This is a genomic window from Enterobacter sp. BRE11 (assembly GCF_031844285.1).
GTDB lineage: Bacteria > Pseudomonadota > Gammaproteobacteria > Enterobacterales > Enterobacteriaceae > Pantoea.
The window spans coordinates 57903-73788 of sequence record NZ_JAUZUX010000012.1; the positions used below are offsets into that span (position 1 = coordinate 57903).

Annotated in this window: 16 protein-coding genes and 1 other RNA gene; 6 read left to right on the forward strand and 11 right to left on the reverse strand. The window is 61.7% G+C overall.

Going from position 1 to position 15886, the window contains the following annotated elements; all coding sequences use genetic code 11:
* Nucleotides 1-46 precede the first annotated feature (46 nt).
* Entirely contained in the window at nucleotides 47-529 is a 483-nt protein-coding gene (locus tag Q9R34_RS14215; RefSeq protein WP_485894490.1) for a YlaC family protein, read from the forward strand.
* Here Q9R34_RS14215 and Q9R34_RS14220 read toward each other — a convergent pair.
* The 3 genes from Q9R34_RS14220 to rsmI form a co-directional block, all read right to left on the reverse strand.
* The gene (locus Q9R34_RS14220; protein WP_485894492.1) at nucleotides 526-1929 is read right to left on the reverse strand and encodes an aminotransferase-like domain-containing protein; all 1404 of its coding nucleotides are present in this window, start codon (nucleotides 1927-1929) and stop codon (nucleotides 526-528) included. The two genes, Q9R34_RS14215 and Q9R34_RS14220, sit on opposite strands and share 4 nt — an antisense overlap.
* Before the next feature lie 121 nt (nucleotides 1930-2050).
* Nucleotides 2051-2428, reverse strand: an RNA gene (rnpB, locus tag Q9R34_RS14225) — RNase P RNA component class A.
* 33 nt (nucleotides 2429-2461) lie between these two features.
* Complete coding sequence (gene rsmI / locus Q9R34_RS14230) at nucleotides 2462-3325, reverse strand: 16S rRNA (cytidine(1402)-2'-O)-methyltransferase (RefSeq protein WP_434125122.1); 864 nt, start codon at nucleotides 3323-3325, stop codon at nucleotides 2462-2464.
* A gap of 62 nt (nucleotides 3326-3387) precedes the next feature.
* On the opposite strand from rsmI, the gene Q9R34_RS14235 reads away from it, so the two are divergent.
* Genes Q9R34_RS14235 through dolP form a run of 4 tightly spaced genes read left to right on the forward strand, consistent with a single transcriptional unit; the run spans nucleotide 3388 to nucleotide 6960 of the window.
* Nucleotides 3388-5418, forward strand: coding sequence for a penicillin-binding protein activator (locus Q9R34_RS14235; RefSeq protein WP_485894495.1), 2031 nt, complete (start codon nucleotides 3388-3390; stop codon nucleotides 5416-5418).
* Entirely contained in the window at nucleotides 5376-5771 is a 396-nt protein-coding gene (locus Q9R34_RS14240) for a YraN family protein (protein WP_485894497.1), read from the forward strand. Before Q9R34_RS14235 ends, Q9R34_RS14240 begins: the two co-directional genes overlap by 43 nt.
* Nucleotides 5772-5785: 14 nt before the next feature.
* Nucleotides 5786-6373 (forward strand): DnaA initiator-associating protein DiaA, encoded by a 588-nt coding sequence (gene diaA, locus Q9R34_RS14245; RefSeq protein ID WP_033754962.1) that lies wholly within the window; start codon nucleotides 5786-5788, stop codon nucleotides 6371-6373.
* Nucleotides 6374-6387: 14 nt separating this feature from the next.
* Entirely contained in the window at nucleotides 6388-6960 is a 573-nt protein-coding gene (gene dolP, locus Q9R34_RS14250; RefSeq protein WP_434125119.1) for a division/outer membrane stress-associated lipid-binding lipoprotein, read from the forward strand.
* Between the two features lie 327 nt (nucleotides 6961-7287).
* Here dolP and Q9R34_RS14255 read toward each other — a convergent pair whose 3' ends face one another.
* Nucleotides 7288-7992 carry a pirin family protein gene (locus Q9R34_RS14255; protein ID WP_434125118.1) on the reverse strand — a complete coding sequence of 235 codons (705 nt, stop codon included), beginning with the start codon at nucleotides 7990-7992 and terminating at the stop codon, nucleotides 7288-7290.
* Nucleotides 7993-8122: 130 nt separating this feature from the next.
* Here Q9R34_RS14255 and Q9R34_RS14260 point away from each other — a divergent pair, with 130 nt between their 5' ends.
* Complete coding sequence (locus Q9R34_RS14260; protein ID WP_485894500.1) at nucleotides 8123-9022, forward strand: LysR family transcriptional regulator; 900 nt, start codon at nucleotides 8123-8125, stop codon at nucleotides 9020-9022.
* 45 nt (nucleotides 9023-9067) lie between these two features.
* Here the strand turns inward: Q9R34_RS14260 and Q9R34_RS14265 are convergent, their stop codons facing one another.
* From Q9R34_RS14265 to Q9R34_RS14295, 7 genes are all read right to left on the reverse strand, one after another.
* Nucleotides 9068-10978, reverse strand: coding sequence for a BglG family transcription antiterminator (locus Q9R34_RS14265; protein ID WP_485894502.1), 1911 nt, complete (start codon nucleotides 10976-10978; stop codon nucleotides 9068-9070).
* Between the two features lie 130 nt (nucleotides 10979-11108).
* Entirely contained in the window at nucleotides 11109-11849 is a 741-nt protein-coding gene (gene dagF / locus Q9R34_RS14270) for a 2-dehydro-3-deoxy-phosphogluconate aldolase (RefSeq protein ID WP_485894504.1), read from the reverse strand.
* Nucleotides 11846-12967, reverse strand: a complete 1122-nt coding sequence (locus tag Q9R34_RS14275) for a DgaE family pyridoxal phosphate-dependent ammonia lyase (RefSeq protein WP_485894506.1) — start codon at nucleotides 12965-12967, stop codon at nucleotides 11846-11848. Before Q9R34_RS14275 ends, dagF begins: the two co-directional genes overlap by 4 nt.
* Nucleotides 12951-14084: an amidohydrolase/deacetylase family metallohydrolase gene (locus Q9R34_RS14280; protein ID WP_485894508.1), complete on the reverse strand. Its 1134-nt coding sequence runs from the start codon at nucleotides 14082-14084 to the stop codon at nucleotides 12951-12953. Before Q9R34_RS14280 ends, Q9R34_RS14275 begins: the two co-directional genes overlap by 17 nt.
* A gap of 45 nt (nucleotides 14085-14129) precedes the next feature.
* On the reverse strand, nucleotides 14130-14771 hold the full coding sequence (locus tag Q9R34_RS14285) for a DUF4310 family protein (RefSeq protein ID WP_434125112.1): 642 nt from the start codon (nucleotides 14769-14771) through the stop codon (nucleotides 14130-14132).
* 10 nt (nucleotides 14772-14781) lie between these two features.
* A complete protein-coding gene (locus Q9R34_RS14290) occupies nucleotides 14782-15558 on the reverse strand; it encodes a DUF4311 domain-containing protein (protein WP_434125111.1) in 777 nt (258 codons plus the stop codon).
* A gap of 28 nt (nucleotides 15559-15586) precedes the next feature.
* On the reverse strand, nucleotides 15587-15886 hold the full coding sequence (locus Q9R34_RS14295; protein WP_434125110.1) for a DUF4312 family protein: 300 nt from the start codon (nucleotides 15884-15886) through the stop codon (nucleotides 15587-15589).

Consider the following 15886-nt stretch of genomic DNA (forward strand, 5'->3'; position numbering starts at 1 on the left):
ACTGTTATCTGTTTTACTGAGCAGAAAAGTAACGGTGAGGTGAACAATGGACGCCATTAAACAAATCTTAATCGACGAAATCGCAACGCTTAACCGTGAAGAGCGCCGCGATAACCGGCCGCGTTTTAGCTTCTCTTTTCTAAAAACCCATCCCGGCCTCTGGGCGCTGATGTACCTTTGCTACGCGCTGTGCGTGGCGCTGATTTTCTCCACCGAGATGCTGGGCTGGCCCGCCTTCTGGTTCGCCACTCTGTTTGTGCTGGTGATGAGCTTTCTGATGCTGCTGGATATCAACCCGAAATATCGCTTCGAGGATATCGACGCGCTGGATCTGCGCGTCTGCTATAACGGCGAGTGGTATTACGTGCAGCCGGTCTCTGAAGGGGGCGTGAAAAAGATCCTGAATCTGCCGGACGCGCCAGAAGAGGTGAAAAGCGGTATTCATCGCCTGCTGCGACAGAAAGGCGAAGTCGATTTCTATGACGTTTACTACCTGACCTGGGGCCACCAGCAGGCGGCGCAGGTTTAACCGCGCTGCGGGTCGGCAATCAGCCGGCCCAGCGTCTCGACCGCCGCCTCGGCGCGCCTGTCCCACGGCCAGGCGGTATTGATGCGAAAACAGTGGGTAAACTCCTCCCCCGCTGAAAACAGCCGCCCTGGCGCGATGCTGATCCCCTGCTGCAACGCCTGCTGATAGAGCTGCGTGGTGTCATAGCCGCGCGGCAGCGTTACCCACAAAAAGAAGCCGCCCGGCGAATCGCTTACGCTGGCCCCTTCCGGCAGCGCGCGGCAGAGCGCCTGACGCATCCACTCTTTGCGCCGCGCCAGCGTCTGGCGCAGCTTTTTCAGATGGGTATCGTAGCGGCGCGTGGCGAGGAAGTCCGCCAGCGCCAGCTGCATCGGCGCGCTGGTGGAGAGCGTGCTCATGAGTTGCAGACGCTGGATGCGCTGCGCGTGCTGTCCCGCCGCAACCCAGCCGACGCGGAACCCCGCGACCAGACACTTGGAAAAAGAGCCGCAGTGCAGCACGTCGCCGTCGCGATCCCAGTATTTAGCCGGATGCGGCGCCTCATTGCCCGCCCAGAGTTCGGCGTAAACGTCATCTTCGATCAGCGGCACCCGGTAGCGCGCCAGCAGCGCCACCAGCTGCGCCTTGCGCGCGGGCGAGAGCGTGACGCCAAGCGGATTTTGCAGCGTGGTCATCAGCCAGCACGCTTTTACCGGCCAGCGCTGCAGCGTCTCTTCCAGCTGCTGCATATCGATGCCCTGCTGCGCGTCGCTCGGCACCGCGAGCGCTTTGAGCTTGAGCCGCTCGATCGCCTGCAGCGCGCCATAGAAGGTCGGCTGCTCAATCACCACGTAGTCGCCGGGCTCGGTCAGCGCCTGCAGGCTGAGATTGAGCGCTTCCAGCGCGCCGTTGGTGATGACGATCTCATCCGGCGAGAGCGTGATGCCCTGCCGGGCGTAGCGCTGCGCCAGCATCTGCCGCAGCGCGGCATTGCCGGGCGGAAGATTATTCAGCGCGTCGAGCGGCGTCAGCTGATGGGAGACGTTGGTCAGCGAGCGCATCAGCTGGCGCTGCGGAAAGAGCTCGGGATCGGGAAAAGCGGAGCCAAAGGGGACGATCGCCGGATCGCGGATCGCCTGCAGCACGTCGAAGACAAAGTTGTTGATATCGACCTGCTCGCTGAGCGCCACCTGCGCCGGCGCGGTCTGCAGCGCGCGCGGGGCGACGTAGTAGCCGGACTGGGGCCGCGAGACAATCCAGCCCTGGCTCTCCAGCACCTCGTAGGCGTGCATCACCGTCATCAGGCTCAGCCCGTGCTGCGCCACCTGCTGACGCAGCGACGGCAGCTTTGTGCCCGGCGGCCAGATGCCCGCCTCGATCTGCTGCTGAATCTCATCCGTCAGTTGCTGGTATTTCGCCACGGGCTGCTCCTTTCGTTGCCGGGGCGCAGTTTAGCATGGGGAACTGCATCAGGTGGGGCTTCCTTTGGTCTTCCCGCTGCCAGAAAGCAAAAACCCCGCTGCGCGGGGTTTTCACCTGAAAAGTCGAAACTGACCGATAAGCCGGGTTCTGTCGTGGACAGTCATTCATCTAGGCCAGCAATCGCTCACTGGCTCAAGCAGCCTACCCGGGTTCAGTACGGGCCGTACCATGCGAACCCCTATTTGGCCTTGCTCCGGGTGGAGTTTACCGTGCCGCGAACTGTTGCCAGACGCGCGGTGCGCTCTTACCGCACCCTTTCACCCTTACCTGATCCCATAAATGGGCCATCGGCGGTTTGCTCTCTGTTGCACTGGTCGTAGGCTTGCGCCCCCCAGGCGTTACCTGGCACCCTGCCCTATGGAGCCCGGACTTTCCTCCCCTCTGCCCGTCTCCCTACAAGAGGGACGACGACAAAGCGGCGACTGTCTGGTCAGCTTCGGCGCAGAATATTAGGGCATTCGGCCCCATTTGTCACGCCTCTTGCTGATCGAGCGCAAAGCGATAGAGCGCATTTTTCTTCACGCCGTGAATTTCCGCCGTCAGCGCCGCGGCCTTTTTCAGCGGCAGCTCTTTCTGCAGCAGCGCCAGCGTGCGCAGCGCATCGGCGGGCAGCGCCTCTTCATCCGCCTTATGCCCTTCGACCACCAGCACCATCTCGCCTTTACGGCGATTCTCATCCTCTTTGATCCAGGCGAGCAGCTCGCCCACCGGCGCGCCGTGGATCGATTCCCAGGTTTTGCTCAGCTCGCGCGCCAGCACCACGTAACGATCGGCACCGAGTTCCTTCGCCATATCTTCCAGGCTGTCGAGCAGACGGTGGGTGGACTCGTAGAAAATCAGGGTACGCGGCTCCTGCGCTACTGCGCGCAGCGCGTCGCAGCGCGCCTTGGTTTTGGCGGGCAGAAACCCTTCGTAACAGAAACGATCGGACGGTAACCCGGCGGCGCTTAATGCTGTGACGGCGGCGCAGGCGCCGGGCAGCGGCACGACGCGGATGCCCGCCTCGCGGCAGCGGCGCACCAGATGGTAGCCAGGATCGTTGATCAGCGGGGTCCCGGCATCGGAAACCAGCGCGATGCTCTGCCCTTCCTGCAGCTTCGCCAGCAGCAGTTCGGCCTTCTGCTGTTCATTGTGGTCGTGAAGTGCGAAGAGCCGCGCAGCGATGGCGAAATGTTGTAGCAACAGTCCGGTATGACGTGTATCTTCCGCTGCGACCAGATCGACGCCCGAAAGCACCGTCAGCGCCCGCTGGGTGATATCACCCAAATTACCAATCGGGGTTGGAACGATGTAGAGCGTGCTGGCAGAAATCTCTGCCCGATCGAGTTGTTTCATTGTTTCATCCGAATTGCCGATTTAATATTGAGCATCTTGAAAAAAACATCACTGGATACAGTATGCTTCCTTCAAAAGTCGTTCGTCATAAAGCAGGACGCTTTGTGCCTGTCCTTCTTGCTGGGCTGATTTTAGCCGCCTGTAGCGGTCAGGGGCCGCAAACCTCAAACGTAAATATTCAGGGGCCCATTACCGGCGGGTCTGATTACTATCTGCAGCAAGTGCAGCAAAGCAGCGATGATAGCAGGACAGACTGGCAATTACTTGCCATCCGTGCCCTGATGAAAGAAGGAAAGTATCCGCAAGCTGGCCAGCAGCTCAACCTGCTGCCGAGCCGGCTCAGCGACACGCAACAGCAGGAGCTGCTGCTGCTTAAATCGCAGTTCCTGTTCAGCCAGCAGAACGTGCCGGGCGCCACGCAGCTGCTGAATCAGGTCAAGGTCGACGACCTGTCGAAAGAGCAGCAGGCGCGCTATTACGGCCTGCAGATCGCCGCCGCGCAGGGCAAACCCTCGCTGGCGCTGCTGCGCGCCTATATTGCGCAGGAGCCGCTGCTGAGCGGCGATGACCACCAGAAAAATATCGACGCCACCTGGCAGGCGCTGACGCAGATGACGCCGCAGGAGATGAGCAGCCTGGTGATCAACGCCGATGAAAACACGCTGCAGGGCTGGCTGGATCTGCTTAACGTCTGGCGCGCCAACGCGCAGGACGGCGAGATGCTGAAATCCGCCCTGAAAGACTGGCAAACGCGCTATCCGCAAAACCCGGCGGCGAAAACCCTGCCGACGCCGCTGAGCCAGGCGCAGAACTACACCAAAGCCTCTACCAGCACCATCGCGCTGCTGCTGCCGCTGAACGGTCAGGCGCAGGTTTTTGCCAGCGCGATTGAAAAAGGCTTTAACGATGCGAAAAACGGCGCCCTGCACGCTGCGCCGCAGCCCACCGCACAGCCCGCGACCCAGCCAGCTACCGCGGAAAGCGCGCAGCCCGCGCCGACCGGCGAAGCCAACGCCGTGGTCAGCCCGGCCGCCGCCGCAATTACGCCCGCCGCCGCCGCACAGCCCACCGCCTCCCAGAGTCAGCCTGAGGCTAGCCCCCCCTCCAGCAGCGCGCAGATCAAGGTGTACGACACCAGCAGCCAGCCAATTCAGCAGGTGATGCAGCAGGCGCAGCAGGATGGCGCGACGCTGGTGGTTGGCCCGCTGCTGAAAAACAACGTTGAAACCGTCGCCAACAGCCAGACGCCGCTCAATGTGCTGGCGCTCAACGCGCCGGAGCAGATCCAGAACCATCCGAATATTTGTTACTTTGCGCTTTCTCCTGAAGACGAAGCGCGCGATGCCGCGCACCATATGTGGAACCAGGGCAAGCGTCAGCCGCTGCTGCTGGTGCCGCGCAGCAGCTTCGGCGATCGCGTGGTCAACGCGTTTGCGCAGGAATGGCTGAAGCTGGGCGGCACGGCGCCGCTGCAGCAGCGCTTCGGCTCGACCGCTGAGCTGAAACAGGGCATCAACAGCGGCGCGGGCATTACGCTGAGCGGTACGCCGGTCAACGTCCAGCCTGCCGCCGCCGAACCCCAGGGCGTGACCATCGCCGGGCTAAATATCCCGTCGCCGCAGCAGCAGAGCGAGCCGACGACGGCGAGCAGCGGCAACGTTGATTCAGTCTATATTGTCTCGACGCAGGATGAGCTGCAGCTGATTAAGCCGATGATCGCCATGCGTACCGGCAGCCGCAGCGCGGCCTCGCTCTACGCCAGCTCGCGCAGTTACCAGGCGGGCGCAGGCCCCGACTTCCGTCTGGAGATGGAAGGTCTGCAGTTCAGCGATATTCCGCTGCTCTCGGGCCGTAATCCAGCGCTGATGCAGCGTGCGGCGCAGTCGTTCAATAACGACTACTCGCTGGTTCGCCTCTATGCGATGGGCATTGATGCCTGGACGCTGGCGAACAGTTTTAACCAGGTGCGCCAGACGCCGGGCTTCACCATCGACGGCAATACCGGCAAGCTGAGCGCAAATCAGGATTGCGTGATCAACAGGACGTTGTCATGGAGCCAGTATCGTCAGGGCGAGATCGTTCCCGCCTCCTGAACACCCGGCGCTTCGGTGCCGAACAGGAACAGCGCGCCCGGCGCTATTTAGAGCACGCCGGACTGCGCTGGGTCGCCAGCAACGTGACCTTCCGCGGCGGCGAGCTGGATCTTATCATGCGCGACGGGGCATGCTGGGTCTTCGTGGAGGTGCGCTACCGGCGCGATGCGCGCTACGGCGGCGCGCTGGCCAGCGTTACTCGCCTCAAGCGGCAAAAGCTGTTGCGCGCCGCCGCACTCTGGCTTGCCCAGCGCGGCGGCAGTTTTGAGACGGTGGATTGCCGTTTCGACATTATCGCCATTACCGGTACGGTGCTGGAGTGGCTGCCCAATGCCTTTAATGCAGACGTTTAGAACCAGGTGGTTGTGTGCAGGACAGAATTAAAGCGTGTTTTACTGAAAGTATTCAAACCCAGATTGCCGCCGCAGAAGCGTTGCCGGACGCCATTTCCCGCGCCGCGATGACGCTGGTGCAGTCGCTGCTTAACGGCAATAAAATCCTTAGCTGCGGCAACGGCGCTTCAGCCGCTAACGCGCAGCATTTTGCCGCCAGCATGATCAACCGTTTCGAGACCGAGCGTCCCAGCCTGCCCGCGCTGGCGCTCAGCGCGGACAATGTGATGCTGACGGCGATCGGCAACGATCGTCAGCACGATGAAATCTACGCCAAGCAGGTGCGCGCGCTGGGTCAGGCTGGCGACGTCCTGCTGGCGATCTCTACCCGCGGCAATACGCGAGACATCGTGAAAGCGGTGGAAGCCGCGGTTACCCGTGATATGACCATCGTTGCGCTCACCGGCTATGATGGCGGCGAGCTGGCGGGCCTGCTCGGCCCGCACGACGTGGAAATTCGCATCCCGTCGCACCGCAGCGCCCGCATCCATGAGATGCATATGCTGACGCTGAACTGTCTGTGCGACCTGATTGATAACACCTTGTTTCCACACCAGGAATAGCTGAAGGAGCAAACATGAAAGCATTGAACGCTGTCGCCATCCTGTTAACCGCCATGCTGCTGCAGGGCTGCGTCGCCGTTGTCGCAGGCGGCGCGGCCGTGGCCACCAAAACCGCCACCGATCCGCGCACCGTCGGCACCCAGGTTGACGACGGCACGCTGGAGCTGCGCGTCAGCAACGCGCTGGCGAAAGATCAGCAGATTAAGAGCGATGCCCGCATTATCGCTACCGCCTACCAGGGCAAAGTGCTGCTGACCGGCCAGGCGCCGTCGCAGGATATCGCCAGCCGCGCCAAACAGATCGCCATGGGCGTCGACGGCGCGACCGAAGTCTTCAACGAAATTCGCATCGGCCAGAAGGTCAGCCTCGGCACCTCGTCGTCCGACACCTGGATTACCACCAAAATTCGCTCGCAGCTGCTGGGCAGCGATCAGGTGAAATCTTCGAACGTGAAAGTGACCACCGAGAACGGCGAAGTGTTTCTGTTAGGTCTGGTGACGGCGGAAGAGGCGAAGGCGGCGGCGGATATCGCCAGCCGGGTTAGCGGCGTGAAGCACGTCACCACCGCGTTTACGATGCTGAAGTAAGCGTGCATCAGGCCGCGCTCATCCGCTGACAAAGCGGCAACATACGCAAAAGGGCGGCTTTAGCCGCCCTTAACTTCACTGGCATTGTGCCAGCGCGGGTGATATGGCCCGATCGCAAAGACGCAAAAACGGCATCCCTGCCAGCTCGGCCCGCGCAATTACGCACCTCATCCTTGAGGTGCGCCCGTCGCCGGGCCAACGCGCTGCGTTGTTCAAAAACGCTCCCGGCGTTTTTGTCCCTGGCGCGGGACGCTTTGCTCTTCGGCCCATATCGCCCGCTCTTACGCTTTGTGAGCCGTCTGTCGAAGGCCTATCCCATCAATTTTTTTATACCGGTATATCGATCACCAGCGCCCAGGTCGCGGTTTTCGCCCGCAGCCTGATCTGCTGCTCCTCCTGCAAAAACGCCCCGTCGCCGCAGCCCAGCTTCTCCTGACGATCCTCGCGCGTCACCGCCTCCAGCGAGCCGTGAATCGACTGCAGATAGGCGCGCGGCCCGCGCAGCGTCAGCGACTGCTCTTCGCCCGGCGCCAGCCGCAGCTGATGCACCCACACCTGCTGACGCAGCTGCAGGCTGTTTCCCGCGCCGTCTGGCGAGGCGATCAGGTGAAGATTGCCGCGCTCCGGCAGCGCAATCTTTTGCAGCGTCGGGTTTTCCCGCTCGGGACAGGCGGCGAGCCAGAGCTGCATCCGCGTCAGCGGCTGATCCTTGCGCAGGTTGATTTCGCTGTAGCTGACGCCTGGCTGCGTGGCGAGCAGCAGCGCTTCGCCCTCGCGCGCGACGATATGGTTGCCTTCGCTGTCGCGGTACTCCGCCTCGCCCTGCAGCACGATATTCAGCACGTCCACCTGCGGATAGGTACGCGGCTGAAAGGCGGCCCCTGGCGCCAGCACTTCCTGATTCAGCACGCGCAGCGAGGCGTAGCCCATTAATTTGGGATCGAAATAGTGACCAAAAGAGAAACTATAGCGTGCCTGCAACCAGCCGAAGTCGGCCTGACCGCACGCGGACGCACTACGCGTCGTTATCATGATTTACCTCCAGCTCGCTGCGGCAGAGAACGACCGCAGACTTGATACCCATTATGGTAAAAGGCTGGACGCCGTATTGTTAGCCAGTTAATCTGCCGTGCATATTCAAATTTCCTGAAAGAGAGTTCGGATGGCTAAAGAGCGTGCCTTAACCCTTGAAGCGCTGCGCGTGATGGATGCGATCGATCGCCGCGGCAGTTTTGCGGCAGCGGCGGATGAGCTGGGGCGCGTTCCTTCGGCGCTCAGCTATACCATGCAAAAGCTGGAAGAGGAGCTGGACGTGGTGCTGTTCGACCGCTCCGGCCACCGGACGAAATTCACCAACGTCGGACGTATGCTGCTGGAGCGCGGACGGGTGCTGCTGGAAGCGGCGGATAAACTCACCACCGACGCCGAAGCGCTGGCGCGCGGCTGGGAAACCCATCTGACCATCGTCACCGAAGCGCTGGTGCCGACTGACGCCCTCTTCCCGCTGGTGGAGAAGCTGTCGGAAAAGGCCAATACCCAGATTTCGCTCATCACTGAAGTGCTGGCAGGCGCGTGGGAGCGGCTGGAGCAGGGCCGCGCCGATATCGTTATCGCGCCCGATATGCACTTCCGCGCCTCGACCGAAATCAACACGCGTAAGCTCTACACCATGATGAGCGTCTATGTCGCCAGCGCCGACCATCCGATTCACAACGAGCCGGAACCTCAGTCCGAGGTGACGCGCGTGAAATATCGCGGCATCGCCGTGGCCGATACGGCGCGCGAGCGCCCGGTGCTGACGGTGCAGCTGCTGGACAAACAGCAGCGTCTGACGGTGAGCAGCATGGATGACAAGCGCCGCGCGCTGCTGGCGGGGCTTGGCGTCGCCACCATGCCCTATTCGATGGTGGAGCAAGATATTGCGGAAGGTCGGCTGCGCGTCGTCAGCCCGGAATATACCCGCGAAGTGGATATTATTATGGCGTGGCGCCGCGACAGCATGGGCGAAGCCAAAGCCTGGTGCCTGCGCGAGATCCCGCGTCTGCTGGCGAAGAAAAGCTAAACGCCGCCTTCGGCCTTAGCCTGCCCGGCGGGCTGGAGCCCGCTGCTACAGCCGCCCCAGACACTCAATCGCCACCGCCTTGAAGGCGGCAAAATCTTTGCTGTCGCGCAGCCGGGGCGTCGCCCTTTCGCGCAGAAAGGTCACGAAGAGGTCGTAGATCGCCATCGCCTCTTCATACTCGCTTTTACTGATCGCCAGCAGAAAAATCACCGAGGCGGTATCGTCGCCCCACGCGATGCCCTGCGGCGCCAGCACGGTGTAAACCACGGTTTTTTTCGCCAGCAGGCCAAGCGAGTGCGGCAGCGCGATACCTTCGCCCAGCATGGTGCTGACGATCGCCTCACGCTCCTCTACCGAGGGATAAAAGCTCGCGTCGACAAAGCCTTCCGCCTCCAGCCGATCGCACAGCTGGCGGAACAGCTGCGACTGCGTCATCGGCTTATCGACGATCAGAAAGTGCTGCGCGTCGAAAAACTTCTCCAGCATATAGGGCCGCGTGCGGTCCACCAGCACCAGTTTGCCGATCTGCTCCAGCTGGAAGCCGGTAGGAAACGGCGACATCACGACTACCGGCTTATCCTTCTCGCTCAGCCGCGTGGTAGAGATAACGAAATCTTCATCGATGCGCGTGCGCGTCTCATATTCGCGCTGCGACAGCCGACCGGCGACCTGCAGCTGCGGGTATTTGCGCAGCAGCATCGCCTCAATCATTCGCAGCGTGGAGTTACCGCTGTCGCACACCAGCAGCACCTGGGGATGACGCTGGTAGCCGACGTCGTAGTGGCGCTCCAGCCCGACGCCAATATGCAGCACCAGAAAGCCGATCTCATTCTCGCTGATAACGTAAGGCGTATATTTGCCCCAGCTGGAGACCGCCGCCAGGGTTACGTCATAGGCCATCGGATAGTGCTGTTTGATATTATCCAGCAGCGGGTTGGGAATATGGATCTGGTAACGCACGCGCGTGATCATGGTTTTAATGTGCGTCAGCAGATCGGCGCGCAGCTGTTCATCGCCCTGCAGGTTGTAGTTGTAGTGGGTATTGATATAGCTCAGCAGATAGTCCACCAGCGCGTCGGCGTCATCGGCGTTGATAGCGCTCGGCGCCACCTCCTGCATCTGGCGCGCTGCGATATTGACGCGCAGCCAGCCCTCTTCCGCCGGCGACACCGGCTTGCCCACCAGCGGCCGCAGCAAATTAATCAGCTCGCGCGCCGCCTCGCGCACATCCAGCCCGACATCCTCCGCGCCGGGATCGCTCAGCGGATAGCCTTCGCTGATGCGCCGCACCGCGACGGCGCAGTAGAGGCGCAGATAGCGCTCGCCCTCGTCGCTGAGGCGAACGTTATGACGCGTCAGGCACTGCTGCAGCAGCGGACGCAGCGTCTCAAGAATATTGCTGTGCAGCGCTTCGATGGCGATCAGCGGGCTGTCGGCCTGCTCCTGATCGATCTGCCACAGCAGATCGGTTAAGCAGGTGCGGATCGCCACTTCGCTGCCGAACAGCTTCATGCCGTAGTGGGGTTTGCTCTCGATGTGCAGATGGTAGCGCGCCAGCCACTCGCGCACCTCGGCCATGTCGTTTTGCAGCGTAGCGCGGCTGACGAACCACTCATCGGCCAGATCCTCCAGCTTGAGCGACCAGGCGGCGGTCAGAAAGCGCGTCAGCATGTAGCGCACCCGCTCGGTAGAGGTACGCGGCACGCGCAGCGGCGAGCGGCTTTGCTGCTCCAGGCGCTGGAAGCGCTGCGCGTCGTCGATTTTTAGCTGATAGCCCGCGCCGCGGCTGAGCACGAACTGCGCGCCGTACTCCGCCAGCAGCGCGTTAAGCGCGCTGATGTCGGTACGCACGGTGCGCGTTGAAACGGCGAAGCGCCGCGCCAGCTCATCCTGAGGCAGCGTTTCGTTTTGCAGGGCGTCAAACAGTTGCGCAAGGCGTTGATTTGGGAATCTCAAGGCGGTCTACCTGTTACGGCGCTGGCATGCATTCAGCGGCATCATGTCGAAAAACAGCAGCCTAAAGCGAACGGCGCGTCACCTCCAGGCAAGCGCCGGCGCCCTGTGAAGCGCGCCAGCGTGGCTGTCGCTACGGCAGCAATTTTTTGCAAATGGCCAGCAGCTGGCGCACATCTTCCACGCGCGTATCGCCGCTGACGGGATCGATAATGGAACTGTAGACGTGCGGGATAATTTTACTGACGCCCGCCTCCAGCGCGATCCTCAGGATCGCTTCGACGTTATCGAGATCGATGCCGCCGGTCGGCTCCAGCCAGAAGTCATGCGCCGCGCACGCCCGGGCGACGGCGCGGTACTCGTCGACCGCCTTTAGTCCGCCCATCGGGAAATATTTCACCGAGCTGCCGCCCATATCCTTCAGCAGCGCGATGGCGCTGTCAATCGGCACCCGCGCGTCGCTGCCCTGCGCGCTGAGCGGGCCGGTGGAGATCTTCACCAGGCCCGGCGTGCCGGTCGGCGAGATCAGACCGTTGACCACGGTTTGCGACTGGCCCAGCAGCGCGCGGCTGGTGGCGACGCCGGTAAAGACCTGGTTAACGTGCTGCGGCTGCAGCACCGCGGAGATCTCGCTCACCATTTTTGACTGATTCGGGTCGCCCGCGCCGAGTCCGACCGAGAGCGCGTTGTCGATCAGCGCGGCATAGTCGCGCATATCGGCGATAGCCGCCTCGTTGCTGCTGTAGTTTTTCGACAGCACGCCCACCAGTACATGTCCTTCCGCTGCCTCCCAGATGGCGCGCGCGTTGGCTTTCGAGCCTGCCAGCACGTTAAGACAGAGACGATCCTGATAGAAATTCGGGGTCAGCTTCATGCGGTTTTTCCTCCGTTCAACAGCGTTTGAATCGAGGTGAAGATGGTGTGCAGCTGTTCAGCGCTGACGCTGCGCACATCCGCCTCGATAATGCCCTCATTGGCTTTGTAGCCGCGAAAATAGATAGCGGTCGCGCCATTTTTCAGCGCCTGCACGATGTCGCCGGTACGCTGGCCGATGGCCGCCTCGTCGAATTTGATCTCGGCGCGGGCGATATCGCGCCCCGCCGCGTCCCACACGACGCGGGCGCTCACGCCGCGCAGCTGATTGAGGTTGTCGATAAAGGGCGTCATTTTCTCCACCATCTGCGCGCCGCTGGTTTTTTCCAGCCGCAGATAATTTTCAATCGCCTGCGTCAGGCCGAGAATGCCCTCTTTGCCTACCTTCATCGCCCGGCCGATGCCGTTGCTCTGGCGCTTCACCCACTCCACAGGCTGCGCTCTGCCGATTACCAGCCCGCTGGTCGGCCCTTCAATCGCCTTCGCGCCGCTGTAGATCACCAGATCGGCGCCGTACTGGTAGTAGCACTGCAAATCTTCTTCGGCGGCCGCGTCGACGATCAGCGGCACGCCATGTTTGCGCGCCACGACCGCCGCCTGCTCGACGTTCAGGTGGCTTTTCTGCACGCAGTGGTGCGATTTCACGTAGAGGATGGCGGCGGTCTGCGGCGTGATCGCCGCCGCCAGCTGCTCGGGCGAACACTCGTTGCTGTAACCCGCCTCCACCAGACGACCGCCGCCCAGCGCCACCATGCTGCCGACCGGCGCGCCGTAGTTCACGTTATGGCCTTTCGGCACCACGATGTCGTGCGGCACCTCAAGCGGCGCGGCATGCAGATTATCCAGCAGCCAGTCGTTCTCTTTGACGATCGCCGCCGCGACGCACTGCGCGATGCCCGCCGAGGCGCAGGAGACCACCACCGCGTTTTCCACATTCAGCAGCTGCGCGATGTAAGCGCCGGTCTTGTTGACCAGATCTTTCATTTCAAAATAGTGGCTGAGGCCGATCTGCACGGTGTCGACCACGTCCGGCGACGGCGTAGAGACGCCGAGGATCGTCATGCGGCCAGAGGCGTTGATGACCGGCTTCAGGCCATATTTTTCATAGATCGAAGACATTGGCTTTCCCTTCTTCTGTCAGGAACCACTCGCCCGCCACCACGGCGGCCAGCGGCGTAAGATGTTTCTCCCCGGTGACCTGTTCGCCTTCGGAATCGACAAACAGGCGGGGCGCGTCGGTCACGCTGAAAAGCGTGAGATCGGCGTCGAAACCGACCTCCAGACGCCCTTTGCGCATCAGGCGCAGCCCGTCCGCCGCCTTCCAGGTGACGCAGTCGATCACCTGCTGCAGCGTCATGCCGAGGCTGAAAAACTTCGACATAACGTGCGCCAGGCTATGCACCGGGCCGTTGAGGCGGTTGCGGCAGTAGATATCTGAGCTGATGGTGTCGGGCAGAATGCCCTGCGCGATGGCGACGCGCGCCACCTCGAAGCTGAAGCTGGCGCTGCCGTGGCCGACGTCCATCCTGACGCCACGCGCGATGGCGTTGCGCACCGACGCCTTCAGTTCGCCCTGCGGCGTCAGCACGCGGTTAGGTTTGCCGTTAAAGCAGTGGGTAATGATGTCGCCGGCGGTGAGGCGCTCGGCGATCTCCGCCAGATCCGGCGGGTTATTGCCGATATGCACCATCAGCGGCAGACCGCCGACCCGCTGCTGGATCGCTTTGGCTTTGATCAGCGGCTGAATGCCATTCTCGCCGACCACGCTGCTGCTCATGCGCGCCTTCAGGCCGACGATAAAGCCGGGCAGCCGCTCTACAGCTTGCTGCACCGCGTCGCCGTCGATCTGCCGCATATCCGCCAGCTCGTTCTGGGTCACGATGCCGGTGCGTGCGATATTGATCAGCGCGTAGACCTGGGTGGTGGCGGCGCGGGTAATGGCATAAAAATCATCGATACGATCGGCGCCGGTGCTCCCCGCGTCGATCACCGTCGTCACCCCGGTCGCCACGCCGATGGCATCAGCCTCGTCATGGTAAATCGGGGATTTTGGGTAGCAGTGAACGTGGGAATCGATCCAGCCAGCGCTGACGTAGTAGCGTCCGGCCAGATCGCGTTCGCTCGCTGCTTCGCCCTGTAGGCTGTCGCCGATAGCGGCAATTTTGCCGTCCTGAAGCGCGATATCTGCCAGCCGCTCATCCGTGAGCCGTGCGCGGCGAAGAATTAGATCGAACATAGCAACTCCTTGACGCGGCGGCCCGCTGGCGAGCCGCCGTCTGTATCAGATAGCGACCGGGAAGATTGCGCCGAGGATCATGGCCCCCAGGATCGCACCGCCGGTGATCGGTTTATTCCAGAGGTAGAACAGCAGCGCACCCAGCAGCGAGCCGAGGCCGATCGGGATTGAGGCCGCCATCGCCGAGAGAATGATCAACGGGCCTAAGAAACGGCCAGAAGCGTTGCCCGCGCCCATCATCACATCGGCCCCGTAGGTGGAGTCGCTCTGGTTGATGGTGAACTTGCGCGCCAGGATGATGACGTAGCCGATCGCCAGGCCAATCACCAGGCCGGTTGCCAGAGAAGCAGCAAAGTTAGCCACCGGAAAGACGATGCCCGCGCCCAGCAGCAGCGCCGGAACACCCAGGCCAACGCCAGTCTGGATCGCGCCGCCGATATCGAGAATCCCCACCAGCGAGCCTTCAATGATGCGCGCGAACAGGAAGCTTGCACCGAAGGCCGCCACCGCGCCGTAGACGCCGGTTTCCATGCCAGCACGCAGCATCGAAACAAACGCCACTTCGTTAAACGCGCCGATGCCGTAGAGGTAGTACATGTGCGTCCCGGCGAACACGCCCGCCGAGAGCAGACCGACAAAGAGTGGAAAAGACCAGTCGGCGTACCAAAAACCTTTATTTTCAGTCATGTCAATAACCTTACTTGCCGCTCAGGGAGTTATGGATCATGTCGAGCCAGCCTGGAATGCCCAACTGGAAAGATTGCAGCAGCTTCATATCGAAACCGCGGAAGAAGCCGCTCAGCACGAACAGCAGCACGATTGCCACCATCATCACTTTGGTGACCTTGTTCCAGCCGCTCTCTTCCACGCCTTTACCGATCAGGATGCCGAGCACCAGGCCAGGTACGGCGTTGCCCATGATCAGCTGCGCCAGACCGCCGAAAATCGTCGCCCAGAAGCCCGATTTCTTTCCGGCGTCGATGGCCGCCAGCCAGAAGATCACCGGCATAACGGTATTGACCAGCAGGTTTGCCGCCGGTACCAGCACTTTTACCGCGGTCACCTGCAGCGCGGCCGGCACCGCCGAGGCGGTGGAGTTAAGAAAGGCGACGACGATCATGCCGATAATGCCGCAGGCGATGGCCATCTTTTTCGGGTCGTGCAGGGTCTCAGCCAGGTTGCGGTTTTTCACCATCAGCGCGGCCGCGCCCCAGTTAGGAATGATGCGGTGGTCGACGTCCTGAGTGAAGGAGCCTGCCGCGACGGATGATGCCCAGGCATTGAAGAAAAAACCGAGACCAAAGGAGAAGTGCGAGGCGGGATCGCCTTCGCAGGCGTTGAGCTCGCCCAGCGTACGGAACGCGCCCATCCCCTGCGACGTCGGCGCGTGGAACATACGCGCCGCACCAGCGCCGACGCCCACACCGACCAGCCCCCCAATGATCAACGACTTAAACAAAATAATTAAAAACATGTTTTTTTACCTTTGTTGTCGTCTGTTTTTACGGTGCCGCCGTGAAGGTCACCTGCCCGGTATCAATCACGGTGACGCTGACGGAGATCTCCAGCTCAACGCTGTAGCTCCGCCGCTGGCGCGCCAGAAAAAAGAACAAAAACTTCTCTGTTTTGACGCTCTCCTGCGCGTGCAGCACCCGGACATCAAGGGGTTCGATGCGCAGCAGGATTTTTTGCGTCGCGCGCAGAACCTGGTTCTGCACGCGACTCAGCGCATCGGCAAAAGCTTTCTCTTTACTGTCGCCTTTGCCCTGCACCGTCACCTGAGTAACGTATTGTTCTTTCAT

Coding starts and splice junctions, on each gene's coding strand:
- Q9R34_RS14215 (WP_485894490.1), top strand. CDS start 47: ATGGACGCCATTAAACAAATCTTAATCGACGAAATCGCAACGCTTAAC.
- rsmI (WP_434125122.1), bottom strand. CDS start 3,325: ATGAAACAACTCGATCGGGCAGAGATTTCTGCCAGCACGCTCTACATC.
- Q9R34_RS14235 (WP_485894495.1), top strand. CDS start 3,388: ATGCTTCCTTCAAAAGTCGTTCGTCATAAAGCAGGACGCTTTGTGCCT.
- Q9R34_RS14240 (WP_485894497.1), top strand. CDS start 5,376: ATGGAGCCAGTATCGTCAGGGCGAGATCGTTCCCGCCTCCTGAACACC.
- dolP (WP_434125119.1), top strand. CDS start 6,388: ATGAAAGCATTGAACGCTGTCGCCATCCTGTTAACCGCCATGCTGCTG.
- Q9R34_RS14255 (WP_434125118.1), bottom strand. CDS start 7,992: ATGATAACGACGCGTAGTGCGTCCGCGTGCGGTCAGGCCGACTTCGGC.
- Q9R34_RS14260 (WP_485894500.1), top strand. CDS start 8,123: ATGGCTAAAGAGCGTGCCTTAACCCTTGAAGCGCTGCGCGTGATGGAT.
- dagF (WP_485894504.1), bottom strand. CDS start 11,849: ATGAAGCTGACCCCGAATTTCTATCAGGATCGTCTCTGTCTTAACGTG.
- Q9R34_RS14275 (WP_485894506.1), bottom strand. CDS start 12,967: ATGTCTTCGATCTATGAAAAATATGGCCTGAAGCCGGTCATCAACGCC.
- Q9R34_RS14280 (WP_485894508.1), bottom strand. CDS start 14,084: ATGTTCGATCTAATTCTTCGCCGCGCACGGCTCACGGATGAGCGGCTG.
- Q9R34_RS14285 (WP_434125112.1), bottom strand. CDS start 14,771: ATGACTGAAAATAAAGGTTTTTGGTACGCCGACTGGTCTTTTCCACTC.
- Q9R34_RS14290 (WP_434125111.1), bottom strand. CDS start 15,558: ATGTTTTTAATTATTTTGTTTAAGTCGTTGATCATTGGGGGGCTGGTC.
- Q9R34_RS14295 (WP_434125110.1), bottom strand. CDS start 15,886: ATGAAAGAACAATACGTTACTCAGGTGACGGTGCAGGGCAAAGGCGAC.